Annotated in this window: 15 protein-coding genes and 1 tRNA gene; 5 read left to right on the forward strand and 11 right to left on the reverse strand. The window is 35.4% G+C overall.

Annotation, left to right across the window (positions count from 1 at the left end):
• The first annotated feature begins 3 nt into the window (after positions 1-3).
• Both J3T98_RS03495 and J3T98_RS03500 read left to right on the forward strand, forming a co-directional pair.
• The gene (locus tag J3T98_RS03495; protein ID WP_267362164.1) at positions 4-735 is read left to right on the forward strand and encodes a 3-ketoacyl-ACP reductase FabG2; all 732 of its coding nucleotides are present in this window, start codon (positions 4-6) and stop codon (positions 733-735) included.
• Positions 732-1,958, forward strand: a complete 1,227-nt coding sequence (locus J3T98_RS03500; protein ID WP_267362165.1) for a beta-ketoacyl-ACP synthase — start codon at positions 732-734, stop codon at positions 1,956-1,958. The genes J3T98_RS03495 and J3T98_RS03500 overlap by 4 nt, the downstream gene beginning before the upstream one ends.
• 167 nt (positions 1,959-2,125) lie before the next feature.
• Here the strand turns inward: J3T98_RS03500 and purD are convergent, their stop codons facing one another.
• The 10 genes from purD to J3T98_RS03550 all read right to left on the reverse strand — a co-directional run bounded on the left by purD (position 2,126) and on the right by J3T98_RS03550 (position 14,868).
• Complete coding sequence (gene purD / locus J3T98_RS03505; RefSeq protein WP_065562173.1) at positions 2,126-3,415, reverse strand: phosphoribosylamine--glycine ligase; 1,290 nt, start codon at positions 3,413-3,415, stop codon at positions 2,126-2,128.
• A 26-nt stretch (positions 3,416-3,441) separates the two neighbouring features.
• Complete coding sequence (gene purH / locus J3T98_RS03510) at positions 3,442-5,034, reverse strand: bifunctional phosphoribosylaminoimidazolecarboxamide formyltransferase/IMP cyclohydrolase (RefSeq protein WP_267362166.1); 1,593 nt, start codon at positions 5,032-5,034, stop codon at positions 3,442-3,444.
• A gap of 450 nt (positions 5,035-5,484) precedes the next feature.
• A complete protein-coding gene (gene era / locus J3T98_RS03515) occupies positions 5,485-6,390 on the reverse strand; it encodes a GTPase Era (RefSeq protein ID WP_324123924.1) in 906 nt (301 codons plus the stop codon).
• Complete coding sequence (gene rnc, locus J3T98_RS03520) at positions 6,387-7,064, reverse strand: ribonuclease III (RefSeq protein ID WP_416380601.1); 678 nt, start codon at positions 7,062-7,064, stop codon at positions 6,387-6,389. The genes era and rnc overlap by 4 nt, the downstream gene beginning before the upstream one ends.
• A gap of 2 nt (positions 7,065-7,066) precedes the next feature.
• A complete protein-coding gene (gene lepB, locus J3T98_RS03525; RefSeq protein WP_267362168.1) occupies positions 7,067-8,065 on the reverse strand; it encodes a signal peptidase I in 999 nt (332 codons plus the stop codon).
• A gap of 20 nt (positions 8,066-8,085) precedes the next feature.
• Positions 8,086-9,882, reverse strand: a complete 1,797-nt coding sequence (gene lepA / locus J3T98_RS03530; RefSeq protein WP_065562181.1) for a translation elongation factor 4 — start codon at positions 9,880-9,882, stop codon at positions 8,086-8,088.
• A 139-nt stretch (positions 9,883-10,021) separates the two neighbouring features.
• Complete coding sequence (locus J3T98_RS03535; protein WP_220225034.1) at positions 10,022-10,918, reverse strand: MucB/RseB C-terminal domain-containing protein; 897 nt, start codon at positions 10,916-10,918, stop codon at positions 10,022-10,024.
• Positions 10,919-11,017: 99 nt separating this feature from the next.
• A complete protein-coding gene (locus tag J3T98_RS03540) occupies positions 11,018-11,575 on the reverse strand; it encodes an RseA family anti-sigma factor (protein ID WP_065562183.1) in 558 nt (185 codons plus the stop codon).
• Between the two features lie 47 nt (positions 11,576-11,622).
• On the reverse strand, positions 11,623-12,195 hold the full coding sequence (rpoE, locus tag J3T98_RS03545; RefSeq protein ID WP_065562184.1) for an RNA polymerase sigma factor RpoE: 573 nt from the start codon (positions 12,193-12,195) through the stop codon (positions 11,623-11,625).
• A gap of 201 nt (positions 12,196-12,396) precedes the next feature.
• Complete coding sequence (locus J3T98_RS03550; RefSeq protein WP_267362169.1) at positions 12,397-14,868, reverse strand: class I adenylate cyclase; 2,472 nt, start codon at positions 14,866-14,868, stop codon at positions 12,397-12,399.
• A gap of 107 nt (positions 14,869-14,975) precedes the next feature.
• On the opposite strand from J3T98_RS03550, the gene J3T98_RS03555 reads away from it, so the two are divergent.
• The 3 genes from J3T98_RS03555 (at position 14,976) to J3T98_RS03565 (ending at position 18,419) form a co-directional block, all read left to right on the forward strand.
• The gene (locus J3T98_RS03555) at positions 14,976-15,602 is read left to right on the forward strand and encodes an NUDIX hydrolase (RefSeq protein ID WP_065562186.1); all 627 of its coding nucleotides are present in this window, start codon (positions 14,976-14,978) and stop codon (positions 15,600-15,602) included.
• 316 nt (positions 15,603-15,918) lie between these two features.
• Positions 15,919-16,719 (forward strand): YdgH/BhsA/McbA-like domain containing protein, encoded by an 801-nt coding sequence (locus tag J3T98_RS03560; protein WP_065562187.1) that lies wholly within the window; start codon positions 15,919-15,921, stop codon positions 16,717-16,719.
• Positions 16,720-17,009: 290 nt separating this feature from the next.
• Complete coding sequence (locus tag J3T98_RS03565) at positions 17,010-18,419, forward strand: hypothetical protein (protein ID WP_141673907.1); 1,410 nt, start codon at positions 17,010-17,012, stop codon at positions 18,417-18,419.
• Positions 18,420-18,534: 115 nt separating this feature from the next.
• On the opposite strand, the gene J3T98_RS03570 is transcribed toward J3T98_RS03565, so the two are convergent.
• Positions 18,535-18,609: transfer RNA gene (locus J3T98_RS03570), tRNA-Gln, on the reverse strand.
• Between the last annotated feature and the right edge of the window lie 6 nt (positions 18,610-18,615).

Raw genomic sequence — 18,615 nt, forward strand, 5'->3', positions numbered from 1 at the left:
ATTATGAGTCGAACAGTACTTGTAACTGGAGCAAGCAAAGGAATTGGTAAAGCAATTGCCTGTAAACTAGCGTCCGATGGTTTTGATATCGTCATACATTATCATAGTGACAAAAAAGGGGCGATTGAAACTCAAAAAATTATCGAACAAACCGCCCAAAAAGCTAGACTAATTCAATTTGATGTAAGCAACACTGAGCAATGTCAGCAAATAATAGAAGCAGATACTGAACAATATGGAGCTTATTACGGTGTTGTTAATAATGCAGGTATTATCCGCGATGGTGCTTTCCCTGCTTTAACACAAGATGATTGGAAAGCTGTAATTCATACCGATCTTGATAGTTTTTACAATGTTTTACATCCTTGTATTATGCCCATGATTGGACTTCGTAATGGTGGAAGAATTATTGTTATATCATCAGTTTCTGGCATCGTTGGAAATCGTGGTCAAGTCAATTACAGCGCGGCCAAAGCAGGCGTAATTGGTGCAACCAAAGCGTTGGCACTTGAATTAGCTAAACGAAAAATTACCGTCAATTGCATTGCCCCGGGCCTAATAGACACGGGTATTTTAGATATGGAACCAATCGCTTTAAAAGAAGCAATGAACATGATCCCTCTTAAACGAATGGGACACGTTGACGAAGTCGCAGGACTTGCAAGTTATTTAATGTCAGATAATGCGGGATATATAACAAGACAAGTCATTTCTATTAATGGAGGAATGGTATGACAAAACGAGTAGTCATAACTGGCGCAGGTGGCGTCACCGCATTTGGTAATGAATGGGATGATGTTGAGCTCAAACTAAAACAACTTCAAAATGCAGTTCGATACATGCCTGAGTGGGAAATTTACGATGGATTACATACCAAACTTGGTGCCCCAATTGATGATTTTGTTTTACCAGATCACTATACACGGAAGAAGATTCGCTCAATGGGAAGAGTATCATTACTCTCAACTAAAGCTACTGAAATCGCATTAGAAAAAGCAGGATTACTAGATGAACCTGAGCTAACTAATGGTGATACAGGTATTGCGTTTGGATCATCAACAGGTAGTACTCAACCCGTTGCATCATTCGCCACCATGTTAAATGAAAAGCATACTAACAACATCACCGCAACAACCTATATCCAAATGATGCCACATACAACTGCAGTTAATACTGGTTTATTTTTTGGTTTAAAAGGTCGATTAATTACCACATCAAGTGCTTGTACATCTGGAAGTCAAGCTATAGGTTATGCATATGAAACTATAAAATACGGTATGCAAAAAATCATGGTAGCAGGTGGAGCCGAAGAGTTATGCCCTTCGGAAGCAGCTGTTTTCGATACCTTATTTGCCACAAGCCAACTTAATGACACACCAAAATTATCACCAAGACCATACGATCGGGATCGCGATGGCTTAGTTATTGGTGAAGGAGCCGGTGCACTAATTTTAGAGGAATATGAACACGCCAGGGCTCGAGGAGCAAAAATTTATGGTGAGATTATAGGCTTTAAAACCAACTGTGATGCGAGTCATATTACCCAACCAAGGCAAGAAACAATTCAATATTGCATTGAACAATCACTCAAAGATGCAGGTTTAGAGCCAAGCCAAATTGGTTACATCAGTGCTCACGGTACCGCAACTGCCCGTGGAGATATTGCTGAAAGTAATGCTGTTGCCAATATCTACGGTAATAAAACCCCAATATCATCTTTAAAAAGCTATTTTGGTCATACTCTTGGTGCATGTGGCGCGATAGAAGCATGGTTAACGTTAGAAATGATGCATAGTGGCTGGTTTAACCCGACTATTAATTTAAATAATGTCGATCCTCAATGTGGTGATCTGGATTATATCGTTGGTTCAGGACGAAATTTAGATATTGAATATTTTCAAACTAATAATTTTGCTTTTGGTGGAATTAACACCTCAATTGTGATTAAAAGAATATAATTTGAAATTTCATTAAAACAAGGCAAAAAAAAGTTGAGGAGCGGGGTTTTTGAGGTTATTTTCAAACCACAAAAAACTTTTAGAGCTTAAAAAACCCCGTTCCTCAACTTTTTTTGACTTAATAGTGGATAAAAAAATAGCGCTATGCAGCGCTATTTTTGTGAAATTTATTTATTTTTTTCGCGTTCAATAGCTCGATAGCCAATATCATGACGATAGTAACAACCATGCCAATAGATACTTTTAATTTGTTCATACGCACGTTTTTGAGCGTCTGAAACACTATCGCCTAAAGCTGTAACACATAGCACTCGCCCACCATTGGTATAGACTTGACCGTTTTCTAAACAGGTGCCGGCATGGAAGATTTTGCAATTAGTATCTGTTTCAGTAGGTAGACCTAATATAACATCTTTGGTGTTGTAATCGCCTGGATATCCGCCAGCAGCAAGAACTACACCTAAAGCAGGCCTTATATCCCATTTTGATTTTACAGTATTTAGTTCACCCTTTGTGGCAGCCAAGCAGAGCTCAACTAGGTCAGATTGCATTCGCATCATGATTGGTTGAGTTTCAGGATCGCCAAATCGACAATTGAATTCGATTACTTTAGGATTTCCTTGTTTATCAATCATTAATCCGGCATAAAGAAAACCAACATATACATTGCCTTCTTTTGCCATGCCATTGACGGTTGGGTAAATGATTTCTTCCATAACTTTATTGAACACATCATCGGTTACTACTGGTGCTGGAGAGTAAGCACCCATTCCCCCCGTATTCAAACCTGTGTCACCATCACCAACACGTTTATGATCTTGGCTGGTTGCCATTGGTTCAACATGTTTACCATCGACCATGACGATAAAACTGGCTTCCTCGCCATCAAGAAACTCTTCAATGACGACTCGATGACCAGCATCACCAAAGGCATTTCCCGCTAACATATCGTGTACTGCCTCTTCGGCTTCCTTTTGTGTCATGGCAACAATCACGCCCTTTCCTGCCGCTAAGCCATCAGCTTTAATCACAATTGGTGCGCCTTTTTGACGAATATAAGCAATGGCTGGCTCAATTTCTGTGAAGTTTTGGTATTCAGCAGTTGGGATGTTATGTCGAGCTAAAAAATCTTTAGTGAAAGCTTTTGATCCTTCTAGCTGAGCAGCCGCTTTTGATGGGCCAAAGATAGTTAATCCAGCTTTTTGAAAACTATCGACAATACCAATCACTAATGGCGCTTCTGGTCCAACAATAGTTAAGTCTATTTGTTGCTCTTGAGCAAAGTTGAGTAGACCAGCAATATCTGTTGCTTTGATGTTGATATTTTCTAAATTTGGCTCAAGTGCGGTACCTGCATTACCTGGTGCAACAAACACTTTAGAAACTAATGGCGATTGTGCTGCTTTCCAAGCTAAAGCATGTTCGCGCCCACCATTACCAATGACTAATACTTTCATACAAGGTCCTTTCAATACTTTTATAATTAATGCCTAAAATGACGCATATTGGTGAAGATCATGGCAATATTATGCTCATTAGCGGCTTGAATTACTTCGTCATCACGAATTGAACCACCCGGCTGAATAACACAGGTGACACCAACCGCAGCCGCGGCATCAACACCATCTCTAAACGGGAAGAATGCATCAGAAGCTACAACTGAACCAGCAACTTCTAGATTCTCATCTTGTGCTTTTATTCCAGCAATTTTGGCCGAATAAACACGACTCATTTGCCCTGCACCAATGCCAATAGTCATCTTATCTTTAGCATAAACAATAGCATTAGATTTCACAAATTTTGCCACTTTCCAACAGAATAGTGCATCAGATAACTCTTTTTCAGTCGGTTGTCGTTTGGTAACTACCGTTAATTGGTCTTTGGTTACCATACCTAAATCACGATCTTGTACAAGTAATCCGCCATTGACGCGTTTTAAATCTAAACTGGCTTTTGTGCTCGTTGGCCATTCGCCACATTCTAATACTCGAACATTTTTTTTCGTTTGTGTAATGGCCAAAGCATTTTGATCAACCGATGGTGCAATGATTACTTCAACAAATTGTTTATCAACAATAGTTTGGGCTGTTTTAGCATCTAATGGACGATTAAAAGCAATAATGCCCCCAAAGGCAGAAGTTGGGTCGGTTTTAAAAGCATTAAGATAGGCATTTAAGATGTTATCACTCACCGCAACACCACATGGGTTAGCGTGTTTAACTATTACACAAGCTGGTTCATCAAATGATTTTACACATTCTAATGCAGCATCGGTATCGGCAATATTGTTATAAGATAGCTCTTTACCTTGTATTTGTTTGGCAGTAGCAATAGAACCTGGCTCAAGATGTTCTTCAACATAAAAAGCTGCATGTTGATGTGAGTTTTCGCCATATCGCATATCTTGTTTTTTAACAAATTGTAGATTTAAAGTGCGAGGGAATTCACCAGCAGGCTTTTCAGTATCGCCATAATATGGAGGTACAAGTTTACCAAAATAGTTAGCGATCATACCGTCATATTGAGCAGTATGTTCAAATGCTTTTATTGCTAAGCTAAATCGATACTTGAAAGAGAGGCAATTTTGCTGTTTATCTAACATATCAATGATTGTGCTATAGTCCTGACAATCAACAACAATGGCGACATCTTTATTATTTTTAGCTGCAGATCGCACCATAGTTGGTCCGCCAATATCAATGTTTTCTATCGCATCTTCTAAACTACAATTTGGGTCAGCTACCGTTTTCGCGAAAGGATATAAGTTGACAACCACCATATCAATCGGTGCGATCTGATGTTGTTGCATCACTTCGTCATCAATCCCTCGACGCCCTAAAATGCCACCATGTATTTTAGGATGTAACGTTTTGACTCGACCATCCATCATTTCAGGGAATCCCGTATAATTCGATACTTCGGTAACAGGAATGTGGTTGTCGATTAAAAGTTTGGCGGTGCCACCAGTAGAAAGGAGTTCAATATTACGTTCAGATAAAGCTTTAGCAAATTCAATGATTCCTGTTTTATCAGAAACACTGAGTAAAGCACGACGGATAGGACGAAACTGCTGCATGAAAAAGCTCCGAAATTGATATTCTAAATCCAAGTCTGTGAGCGGCTATTATATATAAAACGAGGAGCGATGTTTAGTATTAACTTTCTGAAAAAATAATTACCTAATAATTTGTATTTATTCAATGATATGGTTATTTAGCTTGTCATAAAAGTAAAGCGAATTGGCACTTTGGATTTTTCTTTCATTTTGTTCTCGAGTGCTATTGCGATATTTTTGAGGACATAGACCAATTCAGTTTGTTTATGACAATGATCAACATAACTAACGCATAAAAATATCTATTTATTGTAAACATGAAATTATTGTTGTTTGTTTAGGTATGTTTATTAATTTTTAGGTGAGATTCTGACTATTCTGAGGATTAGTTTGATGCCTATATATTTTTATCAAAAAAATAAGGTATCTATAGATACCTTATTTTCAATTTTTTAAACTATATATAAAAAATTAATCGTCACTATAACCTAAACTACGTAGCGCACGCTCATCATCAGCCCAACCAGCTTTGACTTTAACCCATAATTCTAAATGTACTTTATTATCAAAGAAAAATTGCATGTCTTTACGGGCTTCGATACCGATTTTTTTGATTTTTTCACCTTTGTTGCCAATGACCATTTTCTTTTGTCCATCGCGTTCAACTAGGATTAAGCCATTAATGCGGTACATGCCAGTACGTTCATCAACTTTAAATTGTTCAATTTCAACCGTAACCGAGTAAGGTAATTCATCACCTAAAAAACGCATTAGTTTTTCTCGGATGATTTCTGAAGCCATAAATCGTTGTGATCGGTCAGTGATATAATCTTCAGGAAAGTGGTGTTCACCAACGGGTAAATGTTTTTTGACAATATCTTTGATGATGTCAATCCCTTCACCTTTTTCTGCACTAATTGGCACAACATCTAAAAAGTTAATTTTTTGACTAATTTCTTGGATATGTGGTAACAGTTGGGTTTTATCTGTTACATTATCAATTTTGTTGATAACTAACAGTATAGGTGCCTTGCAATCTTTGAGTTTGCCTGCAACCATTTCGTCATCTTCAGTCCAGTGGGTTCCTTCCACGACAAAAATAACTAATTCAACATCACCAATTGAACTGCTAGCGGCACGATTCATTAAGCGATTAATCGCTCTTTTTTCTTCAATATGTAAACCGGGTGTATCAATATAGATAATTTGATCATCGCCTTGGGTATCAATTCCGACAATACGGTGACGCGTTGTTTGCGCTTTACGTGAGGTGATTGATACTTTTTGACCAAGTAGTTGGTTTAATAGTGTTGATTTGCCGACATTTGGTCTTCCAACTATGGCAACAAATCCACAATGTTGTTTTGATTCTGTCATTTTATTCCTAATTGGTTTAATGCTTCTTGAGCTGCGGCTTGTTCAGCCTTGCGACGGCTTAAACCTCGCCCTAAGTATTGGTGATCATCGTTTTCAATTTTACATTGAATTAAGAACTCTTGCTCATGATTGTCGCCAGTAACTTCAAGAATTAAATAACATGGTCTTTCATGTCGTATACCTTGCAAATATTCTTGTAAACGTGTCTTAGCATCTTTTTGCTTAATACCAGGTTGAATTTCATCTAAGCGTTTTTGATACCAAGATAAAATTATGCGGCGAATGTTTTCAATTTCACTATCTAGATAAATAGCGCCAATGATAGCTTCTACTGCATCAGAGATAATGGATTCACGGCGAAAACCACCACTTTTTAATTCACCTTGACCTAAAATTAGGTAATCACCTAATTTGAATTCTTTTCCCATTTCAGCAAGTGTCTGTCCACATACTAAACTTGCTCGCATTTGACTAAGATCACCCTCATCTTGCTTGAGAAATCGATGATAAAGTTCATCAGCAATGACAAAACTTAATATCGAATCACCTAAAAATTCAAGGCGTTCATTATGCATTTTATTAGCACTACGATGAGTTAGTGCTAACTGAAGTAAAGATGTGTTATTAAACTGATATCCAATAGCTTGTTGTAGTTGATTCAAATTTTTCATCACAGTTAGTGGATTCCACCTATACGGCTAAAACGAATTCCTGTTGGCCATTGGTCAGGTTGTTTTTCAAAACTGATCCAAATAGTTGTAGCTCGACCAACAAAGTTTTTTTCCGGAACAAAGCCAAAATATCGACTGTCACCGCTGTTATCACGGTTATCACCCATCATAAAATAGTTATCTTGTGGAACAACCCATGTTCCGATCGGTTGACCATTTTGATGATAAAAATAACTTGTATCTTCCATTTTTCCAGGCGTTGTTAGAACATCGTGAGTAATTTCACCTAAGGTTTCTTGTTGAATTTTCATATCTAATGTAATTCTAGAGTTAGAATCAACAATACCCTTATCTTTATATTGTTCTATTGTATAGAAGTCTGGGTTTTTCCCCATTTCGTTCACTTCTTTCCAATTACTTGCTTGGGGTTGAGTATAATGTAAATCTAATGGTTCAGAACGCTGACCAACACAATTATTATCGGTTGATTGGCAAGCTGGATAAATGAGAATTTTCTTTTCATTAGACAAATAGACAATTTTATCGCCAGGTAAACCTACAACGCGTTTAATAATATCTCTATTTGATCCATCGGGGTGTTTGAAAACCGCAATTTCACCGCGTTTTGGGTGGCCAGTTGAAATTAAGACAGTATTGGTGATCGGATCACGTAATCCATATGAAAACTTTTGAACAGCAATAAAATCACCAACTAATAGTGTTTGCATCATTGACCCTGAAGGAATTTGAAATGGTTCATATATAAATGATCGAATAACAAAAACCACAAAAAGAACAGGGAAAAACGATGCTAAATTTTCAATCCAGCCTTTAGGTTTTCCAACTTCTGCCAAAATTTTACCATCAATTTCACCATTAGCTTGCTTACGAATCTCTTCAACTTTACGTTGTCTAGCAGGTTTCCATCGGTACTTCTCTAAAAACCAAAAGATCGCAGTAATGAATGTTGCTATTGTTAATATGATGGCGAATAAGTTAGCCATTTTTTATCCTCTTTAACTGATTAATCTTTACCAACATGTAGAATAGCTAAAAACGCTTCTTGCGGTAATTCTACATTACCTACTTGTTTCATGCGCTTTTTACCTTCTTTTTGTTTTTGTAAAAGTTTTTTCTTACGACTTACATCACCACCATAGCATTTAGCTAAAACATTTTTACGAAGTTGTTTAACTGTTGAACGAGCTATGACGTGGTTGCCAATTGCAGCTTGAATCGCGATATCAAATTGCTGACGCGGAATAAGATCTTTCATCTTTTCGACTAGTTCACGCCCACGGTATGGTGCATTGTCTTTATGGGTAATGAGTGCTAATGCATCAACACGCTCACCATTAATTAATACATCAAGCCTAACCATGTCAGCAACTTGGAAACGCTTGAAACTGTAATCTAATGAGGCATAACCGCGTGAAGTTGATTTCAGTTTGTCGAAGAAATCTAAAACAACTTCAGTCATTGGAATTTCGTAAGTTAATGCAACTTGATTACCATGATAAACCATATTGGTTTGTACACCGCGCTTTTCAACACATAGAGTAATTACATTACCTAAATACGTTTGTGGAACTAATATGTTACATTCAGCTATAGGTTCACGAAGTTCTTGAATGTTATTCACTGCAGGTAATTTTGCAGGGCTATCAACATAGATAATTTCATTTTGAGTAGTCAAAACCTCATAAACTACTGTTGGTGCAGTAGTGATTAAATCAAGATTATACTCTCTTTCTAATCGTTCTTGAATGATTTCCATATGCAATAAGCCAAGGAAACCACAACGGAAACCAAATCCTAACGCACCAGAATTTTCAGGTTCATAAAAAAGCGAGGCATCGTTAAGGCTTAGTTTTCCTAATGCATCACGGAATGCTTCGTAATCATCAGAACTGGTTGGAAATAATCCTGCATATACTTGAGGTTTAACTTTTTTAAATCCTGGTAGTGGCTTGTCTGCTGGAGATTTTGCTAAAGTTAACGTGTCCCCTACAGGTGCTCCTAATATATCTTTGATTGCACAAACAACCCAACCTACTTCACCACAATGCAAGCAGTCTTTATCTATTTGTTTTGGAGTAAAGATCCCTAGGCGATCAACATTATAAGTCATTCCTGTGCTCATAACTTTGATTTTATCACCTTTATTTAACTCACCATTCTTGATACGAATTAGTGATACAACACCTAAATAGTTATCAAACCATGAATCAATAATTAGTGCTTGTAGTGGTGCATTCGAATCACCTTCTGGCGCAGGGATATCATGAACGAGTTGTTCAAGCACATCAACCACACCTACTCCGGTTTTAGCCGAGCATCTTACTGCATTGCTAGCATCAATACCAACAATGTCTTCAATCTCTTCTGCCACTCTTTCTGGTTCGGCTGCCGGTAAGTCGATTTTATTAAGTACTGGTACAACCTCAAGGTCCATATCAAGTGCTGTATAACAGTTTGCAAGAGTTTGCGCTTCAACACCTTGCCCTGCATCAACAACAAGTAATGCACCTTCACATGCAGCAAGTGAACGAGAAACTTCATATGAAAAATCCACATGTCCTGGTGTATCGATGAAGTTTAGCTGATATGTTTGGCCATCTTTAGCATGATAATCTAAAGTAACACTTTGTGCTTTAATTGTAATACCACGTTCACGTTCCAGATCCATTGAGTCTAAAACTTGAGCTTCCATTTCACGATCAGAAAGTCCTCCACAGATTTGGATAATACGATCAGAAAGCGTTGATTTACCATGGTCAATATGAGCAATAATTGAAAAATTGCGGATATTTTTATTCATATCAATAAGTTATATTTTAGTTATGTACTGTTAATTATCGTTAGTGTTATTGGCTATAAATAACAAGTCAAATAATCACGAAAATAGAAGCAAACATTCTACACATTAATGGTCAGTAAGCATAGTGTTATCGAGAGGTTTACGGCGATTTCTCAACAATATTTTGGGCAATTCTTTCAATTGTCCCTTCAGGTAAATTACCAATAATAATAATATTTTTGTTACCCAGATTGGTTGAGAATATTGTTCTTCCGCCCTGCTGAATAAGTTGATTAGGTTGACTTGCTTGCTCTAAAGAGACATTTACTGTAAAAGAAAATACGCCATCAGAAAACAATTTAGTTGCAATATCAGAACTATAAAAATTGACATTATACGCCGCTATTTCTTTAAATCCTTTTGGCAACCATGCTAAGCGCCAAGCATCAAGTAAATTATTCTGTTTTTCGATTGATAATAAAATTGGGTAAGTTCGATTATCAATATAATTTTTGAATTTTTTAACATCGAAATCAACATCGATATCAACAACTTTCAATTGATTAACAATGTCATTATCATCATCAATTAAGTCTATTCGTAATGGTAAGAAAGTCTCATCATCGATCCATATAACATAGCTATAGCGATCTTTGTCTTTTGCAATTATTTTAACTAATTGAGCACCACGATTTGCCGTTCTAGTTTTACCTAATAAAATAAAATCATAAATATTCGCTATTGAATTAAAGTCATTATAAATTACATCAGGAAATGCCTCTGTTATGCGAGAACTAGCAATCGAAAATGAAGGGCTATCAGGTTGAAAATAACTGGTGGTGTTGTTATGCAAGATAATCTCTTTTGCTGGACCTTCAAGATAAAGCAATTGCGCATTAATATTTTCTTTTTTAGCTGCGCCTAAGTGATTATATTCAAAAGTTGAGCCAAATTGTTCTCTATCTTGTGATACAAAATGAATTTGATAATCATTGATTTGCACCGCTTTACTCATTTTATTTAATAAATTTAACGCTTCATTTGTTTCTGTTGCCATGGTTGAGGCAGAAAACAATATAAAAAACAGAGTAATAATAAAATTATTACTCTGTTTTAGCTTTATTTTTATTAAAGAAAATAGAAAATTCATTTTTATTTAACGGGCATTTAACCTTTTTTGTAATTCATAATCTTGAACGAGCAATCTAATTTTATCGTATTGTCTTTTTTCAAGTAATTGCTTGTCATTATGTTGTATTCCACCAACAGGAGCTACATTAACACCCATAGGAACAGTATTAAGCGTTGGAGCACCACTGGCATCGTCCGATTGACCTTGATGATATTGAACACCAGCAATAATTGCTAATGTAACACAAGCAGCAAGTCCAACTTGGCTAACTTTAGCCACAACATCTTTAATTCGCACCCAAAATAGATTTTCAGCTTTAGGAATTGAAATTTCATCTTGAGAAGGTTGCTCTGTTAATTGTGGGTATAAATCATCATCCGCAATCGCCATAGCAACTTGATTGCTAATATCTAATGTTAATGAACTACCGTGCAATTCTCCTCGCATTGCTTCTCTTGCGATATGATAGCGATGCCAGCAGGATTGCAAACTTTCATCATGGCTAACGACATCAACAAAGTTATCGTCTGTAAACTCACCATCCATCAATAATGAAAGTTGCTGCTTCTGTTCTATTTGCATAGTAGATACCTTAATTTCTTGCTACCTATTTTAATTTGTTCAAACCACTAACTAATTAATGGTTTTATTTTTTCATCAATAGCATCACGTGCTCTAAAAATACGTGATCTCACAGTTCCGACTGGTGTACCCATAATTTCAGCTATTTCCTCATAACTTAATCCATCAATTTCACGTAGTGTGATGGCGGTTCTTAAATCATCAGGTAATGCTTCAATTGCTTCAAATACTACTCTTTCAACTTCTTTAGAAAGAACTAAACTTTCAGGGTTATCGACATCTCTTAATGAGTCTGCACCTTCGTAACTTTCCGCTTCACTTGCATCAATATCCGAAGATGGTGGTCGTCTGCCTTGCGAAGTTAAGTAATTCTTTGCAGTATTAACCGCGATTCGATACAACCAAGTATAAAAAATACTTTCACCTTTAAAAGAGCTTAATGAACGATAAGCTTTAATAAAAGTTTCTTGCACAACATCAGGTATTTCAGAAGGTAAAACATAACGTGATACCAAATGAGCTAGCTTATTTTGATAACGTACCACAAGTAAATTAAACGCATTTTTATCTCCGTTTAAAACGCGATCTACTAAAACTTGGTCTGTTATTTGCTCCCCCATTAAAGGCCATCCCTCATTATATTATCACTATTAGTGTGGCCCAAAATTGTGCACTCTAACAGTTAGATTCATAAATTTAAAAAAAGTTCCCATTATTTTAATTGAAATTTCATTTTCATTGCTAATTCTTTTATTTTTTATCATGTTGCATACTAAAAAAGTACGTTCCTCAACTTTTTTTAATATACTTTTTGAACAAAATTAATTAAGTAAGAAGATTTCGCGTTCACCAGCATCGTTGTATGTAATTTGGTAAAATTGCGGTAAATTAAAATTAACAGAGCTACTGGTGGTAAACGTAAAGCGGTCATCAGATAATACATAAAAATCATTAATATCCTTAACCATGTTCTCTTTGGTACCGTTACAATTACGGTAAATTTCGATCTGATTATGCTCGTTTAAAATGTATAAATCAAATCCATTTGCGGTATCTTCAAAAAAGAATTGAATAATACCTTCATAAGCGACGCTATCTATCTCTTTAGGTAATTCATTACTTTCATCTAAAATATTTAGCGGTCTACCTTGAACTTTGTTGTTTGATACTGCACCATAAAAATCAATAGCACTTTCAAATTGATGGAATGACACGCCAAACCGTTCGAAGAATAGATACCAAGACGCCCCATCAATTCTCAATGGCTTAACTTGTGTTGAATTATTTTTAGTTGTCGATAATCTCAAATCAACACAATTGTACATCAGCCTTTTCATTTGATTTTTAATTTCATTACTTAGCTGGTTACTATAACAAAAGATTTCGACCGAATTGGGTAAATCAGCATCTTTGTGCATACGATTGAGTAAAGCTTTTATAGCTTCTAGCACGCACAAAGTACCACTAAAATGCAAGACCCGAATTTCATTCCATGAATTACGATAAAGCAAATCAATTGAGCTAACCAAACTTAATTCTTGCTTACCATAGTTTAGAACATTAGTGCTGATTTCATCTTCTAACTTTAAATTAACCGTTGGATCGTTTTCTAAATTCAATATGATTGCTAAATGGCGTATTTCACACGGACCATATAATTGTTCTTCTGTTGCTGTTGGAACATCAATTGGAAAGTAATTTTTCAGATCTTCAATCAGTTTGGTGATTTTTTTGTTATCACGGTCATCACCATCATAATAGTAAAATTGAGTTGAATCTGAAATCAAACCATTAAAGTAACACCAACCAACTAATTTGACTAAGTATTTACTATATTCTAGATATTGATGTCCAACAATCGAATTGAGTTTAGGTTTTTGGTTATAAACATACCAACCAGCTCGGTTAATCCGGTCTTCTTTAACATGGATAAAAGTTAAAACATCTTCCTGTAAATTATCAGAAATATTCAATTTTAATGTAGAGATTTTACCAGGAAGAACTTCAAAAGAGGCATATAATTTGCGAGTCAGTATTGCTAGATCTTGTGGGCTAATCAATGAATCTAAATTGTTACGACGGCCAAAATTGAGCAAATTTCGATAACCCGTCATCATAGTATGTAGTAATATTTCGTGTATTTCACGAACTTGTTCTATTTTCCAAGTTTTACTAGCATCTAATTTTTCCAATAATGATTGTTGCCACCCCCAATTTTGTACAAATTCATTTAATATGTCACGTCGCCATGACGATGAATTTGCTTTTTGTGACAATTTTTCATTCACTTTTAAATAAAAGCAATGTCTAACTAATTCCAGTCGTTGAAAATCTCTAATCTTTGTTAAATAGTTTGAGATCCTATCCAATAACATCGAGTATGAATCAAGATAGTGATGGGAATGGATTTCTCCTTTTTGAATTAATTCCCGCATATCAAACGCGATAGGCCTATTTTTTGGATAGATCGAAGAATAAGCTTCAAGTAATAATGTTTTTAATACTGCTTTGAATGGTGAATCGATACTTTTATACAGTTGCCATAAACTTGCACCAAAGTACTCTTCAGCAGATAAACCCGTCAAAGGTCCAAAATCAATCCATTCTTCGCGTTTGATGATATTCGATACAACTAATGCCTGGACACATTTTTCATAGGTTGGATAAGTGACGTCATTGACTGTAAAATCAGAAGGAATCGCAAACCATAACAGACGTTTACCTGCTAAAAGGTTGGCTGAACGGTAAAATTCTTCGAGTAGTAATATGTGCTGTGCAGATCCACAGTTTTCACCCATTAGACATTCATGATGTTGGTTAATAAACCGATCGACGTCAACAACAAATAAAGTAAGTTTAATGCCAAGATCTTTAGCCCAAGTTTCTATTAATCTGCACTTCTTTATTAATGCTTGCTTTTTAACATCAGATAAACTATTTTCGATACAGATCCATATATCAAGATCTGATGAGGTAGATTGCCCGATGGAACATGTGCTACCCATTGAATATAATGCTGAAATATTGGCGTGATTTTTTTTATTTACCTCACTGAAATTGAACTCATTTTTTAACTGTTCAACAATTTCATTGGATGGTTGATAATACGCAATACCTAATGGAGTCTCTTCGCCCGCATAACCTGGCAGATTGGGATGGTTAAAATGAAAAAGAACTGGCAATAATGAAAAGACACGCTGAAATTCCAGAGACATACCACTTTGAGCACGTTCGTGTTTTAGTATTGCAAGATCATCAAGTTCTTTTTTTATATTATTTATATCGTATTGCATAGCATTATTCAGGTGAAACAGATGTACTATTGACGAACAATTTCTCCAATAATTTTCTATTATAGCGTAAAAAGAATGTAAATTTACAAATAAATGAAATAAATATTATGATCACCCTAGAAAAAATATCACAATCTTTGAAAAATACCAAAAACCAATTTCAATTCATGAATAAAGCTGCCGTGTTAATCCCTATTATCACTATTGAAAACCAATTGCACCTGCTTTTTCAGGTACGTTCAAAAAAACTTAAATGGCAACCAGGGGATATTTGTTTTCCTGGAGGACGAGTTGAGTTATCGGATATCAGCCCTGAATATACCGCCAAACGTGAAACTTTCGAGGAGTTGGGTATTACGCTTGATCAAATTACCCTATTAGGACAATTACCTAAATTTTATGCCTCATTAGGCATGATAATTTATCCTTTTGTTGCAAAAATTGAGCATGTAGATAAATTGGATAATTTACAAATTAATCATGATGAAGTTGAGTCGGTTTTTACGGTTCCATTAGAATGGTTTATTGAGCATTCCCCCAAAAAAGCAACTATGTTTGTTGGCTTTAAACCTGATGATAATTTCCCTTTTGAATTAGTTCCAAATCGCACAGCAAATTGGCAAAAGAAATCGCAACATGATGTACACTTTTATCAGTATGGTGATTATGTCATTTGGGGATTAACTGCACAGATAATTAATTGTTTTATTAGCACCATAAATATAAATGCTTAGCTGTAATATGATGATTTATTACAAAAATACTATTTTTAATATCGTAATATTTCTTTAGCATAAAATGCTTAAAAATATATTCTTTACAAAAATTTAAAGTGATACCTACACAAATATTCTAATTGATATATACTATTTAACGGTTATTTTTCTTTTCCACAATTTCCACATTGTTTTATCTAGCTGTTTGAAAGAATTAGTAAAAGATAGATCCCGAGAGCGTTTTTCGTTTTCATACTCTCATGCAATACCCTCATAGAATAAGCGTTACAGATTGTTTTTTTATTTTTATAACATAAATACAAAGGACATTATTATGAAACGTTATAATAAATCATCTATTGCATTAGCTTTACTATTATCTCTACCTATTGCCAATATTTATGCGGCTTTACCATTAACAGCAGAAGAAAGTAATAATTTAATACCCTTCAAAGAAGTCTCTGTAACCGGTAGCTACTTACAAGCACAAAATGCAGCAGATGATATATCAAAAGCTGCGGACGAAGTTGGTGCTAAATATTATCATATAACTGGTATTGAACAACCTTCTACAGGCACATCAACTGATCGTGCAATTGTTTATGCCGATGTTTATAAATCAAATGCACCTATAGCGGTAAGCAAAGAAGAAGTTACTCACAACGGTGTTGTGCTTTATCCTCGTTCAAAAGCCCTTTATTATTTACCATTTGCAGTCGTAAAATTTAAAGGCGATTATAATAACACTTCTGAAATTTTAGATGCAGCGAGTAAAATCGCTTCTGAAAAAGATGCCTATGCGTTTTATGTTTACTCAATTATTGCTGATGATGTAAAAAATCGTGAACAAGATGTTGATGTTGCATTATACAAAAAAGAGGCGCCAGTTCGTGACTTTATCATTTCTAAAGCAATCGCAGGTCAAGATGCTTATGAAATTACTAGCGAAGCATTCAAAATCATGAAGCCATATAAAACAATCGTTTTCCATGGAACATTTAATAATACCAGCGAAGTTAGCGCAGCAGCACAAAAATATGCTATCGCTAACGATGCACACTTCTACTATGTAAAAGAAATATCTAATAACCGTGCTGAAACAGCGCAAACTGTTTATGTAAATTTATATAGATAATCATTTTTTCAAGGCTGTCCATGCGTAAAACTCTTTTTCCCGCATGGATAGTTTTTATTCAATTTTTACATGTCAGTAATAAAAAATATCTTTATCAATAAATTAATTTTCCCACATTTTTAACATTGAAATAAGTATCAACTTAATTGAAACGTAATGATTGTATCTTTCTATTAAATTTAAGAATAATAAGGTAAGGTAACATGATGTTATTGAAAGGATTTAAATTTAAAAAGTTTTCTCAATTTTCAATAAGGTTTATAGTTTTATTAACAAGTTCGATATTTTTAATGAGTAATTTAGCTTTTGCACTGGTAGCAGTCACAGCACAATCTATTAATGGCAATCGCCCATATTTTATCGATCCTGATGCGGTTGGTGTTAATGGTTCCCGAGAGTATGATCAACAAAACTTCCAATATTTTGGGATAAAATTCCAATCTCAGGTTTTTACAGGAATCGATGACCTAAATCGTCAACTAAAAAATATCAATTTCCCTCAAGTTGATCCCAATGCCACCACTCCAAATCAATTATTGACATCGTTAAAATCTAATTATGGTCTTGATGGTACAATGATACCTTTTTCCATGTCTAATCCGGTTGACAGTCAATTGGTTGCTGATGATGATGGAGACAGTATAACTCAAATAACCCCACCCGATGGGGGATTTAAAATAGACTGGTTCTATCGCTATGATAATAAATCCTATTTATTACTTGAATCAGATAGAAACAGAACTTTTTGTGAGTTGGCAAGATTAGGTTGGAGCCCTTATATTAGAATTTCAGGCTCTATTGCTTTAGTAACGCAATATGGTGTTCCAAATTATAAAGTTTATCCCGAAGCTAAAAAAGATTTTTTGATTTACAATGCAATCAAACCAACTGTTTGTGCCAATCGTCCATCAATTGTGCATTCATTCCTCTTCGAAAATCGGGATTATACTGGTGATTGGGTCTATTTAACTTGGGGGGATGCTAATCAACACGTTATTGATTCTGGTTTCGTCAATAAAGTAAGTTCTGGTGGGTTTCCAACAACGGGATTTGATCAAGCCCGATTCCTTATGTTTATAGCTGGAGCACCATTTGATTTATCGACGATAACATCATCAAATAGTTCAAAAGGCGTGAATATAGAAATAAACCAAATTACCGTTGGTGATATAGATAGTCATCTAATTAATACAGGGCTTCAAGTAAAATTGACAGGTGAAGCAACGGATGTAAATCCTACCTTTACCATAAAATCTGATGGCGAAGATATATACACGTTTACGATTAAGAAATGGTTCACATCGCCAAGCCAAGATGTTTACCATTACAACCAAAGCGCAAGTGTTTGCAATGGTAAATATGTTGTTCCTACTATTGAGGATTTGACCAATAGCGACCAAAACCTTATAACCAATGGTCCATGTAAGTCAGATAATAATTCTGATAACTGTTTGGCTATTACAACTAATCACTATTATCGTAGGATTGGTAATAGCCTTCTAGGAGAATGGGGTAATGTAACAAACGAAGGAAAACTTTATCACCACACCTACCCAGGTAACCATTTTCCTAAAGGTCATCTATATTGGACATCTGATGAACGAGATGCTACCAACCAATATACTGTTGGTACAACTATAGGAGCGATTGAGTGGCAACCCAAAAATAATGAATTAAATTTCGTCTGTGTACTTAAATAATAATTGTTCTAATCATTGCGCTTGTAGATTAAAGTGCGATGATTATTACTTTTAAGTTTGACTGCACATTAATTCATTTCTCGACAGCAAACTAAAGTATTAAGTTAGGTCTTAATGGCTGGGGTACCAGGATTCGAACCTGGGCATGGCGGGATCAAAACCCGCTGCCTTACCGCTTGGCTATACCCCAATTATA

It is taken from the genome of Gilliamella sp. B2772, from assembly GCF_026536985.1.
GTDB classification, from domain to species: Bacteria; Pseudomonadota; Gammaproteobacteria; order Enterobacterales; family Orbaceae; genus Gilliamella; species Gilliamella apicola_E.

Bases quoted from the DNA above. Each gene is read 5' to 3' on its own strand.
- era (WP_324123924.1), bottom strand. From the start codon at position 6,390: ATGACAGAATCAAAACAACATTGTGGATTTGTTGCCATAGTTGGAAGA.
- J3T98_RS03560 (WP_065562187.1), top strand. From the start codon at position 15,919: ATGAAACGTTATAATAAATCATCTATTGCATTAGCTTTACTATTATCT.
- lepA (WP_065562181.1), bottom strand. From the start codon at position 9,882: ATGAATAAAAATATCCGCAATTTTTCAATTATTGCTCATATTGACCAT.
- purH (WP_267362166.1), bottom strand. From the start codon at position 5,034: ATGCAGCAGTTTCGTCCTATCCGTCGTGCTTTACTCAGTGTTTCTGAT.
- J3T98_RS03495 (WP_267362164.1), top strand. From the start codon at position 4: ATGAGTCGAACAGTACTTGTAACTGGAGCAAGCAAAGGAATTGGTAAA.
- J3T98_RS03500 (WP_267362165.1), top strand. From the start codon at position 732: ATGACAAAACGAGTAGTCATAACTGGCGCAGGTGGCGTCACCGCATTT.
- lepB (WP_267362168.1), bottom strand. From the start codon at position 8,065: ATGGCTAACTTATTCGCCATCATATTAACAATAGCAACATTCATTACT.
- J3T98_RS03535 (WP_220225034.1), bottom strand. From the start codon at position 10,918: ATGGCAACAGAAACAAATGAAGCGTTAAATTTATTAAATAAAATGAGT.
- J3T98_RS03550 (WP_267362169.1), bottom strand. From the start codon at position 14,868: ATGCAATACGATATAAATAATATAAAAAAAGAACTTGATGATCTTGCA.
- rpoE (WP_065562184.1), bottom strand. From the start codon at position 12,195: ATGGGGGAGCAAATAACAGACCAAGTTTTAGTAGATCGCGTTTTAAAC.
- J3T98_RS03555 (WP_065562186.1), top strand. From the start codon at position 14,976: ATGATCACCCTAGAAAAAATATCACAATCTTTGAAAAATACCAAAAAC.
- J3T98_RS03565 (WP_141673907.1), top strand. From the start codon at position 17,010: ATGAGTAATTTAGCTTTTGCACTGGTAGCAGTCACAGCACAATCTATT.
- J3T98_RS03540 (WP_065562183.1), bottom strand. From the start codon at position 11,575: ATGCAAATAGAACAGAAGCAGCAACTTTCATTATTGATGGATGGTGAG.
- purD (WP_065562173.1), bottom strand. From the start codon at position 3,415: ATGAAAGTATTAGTCATTGGTAATGGTGGGCGCGAACATGCTTTAGCT.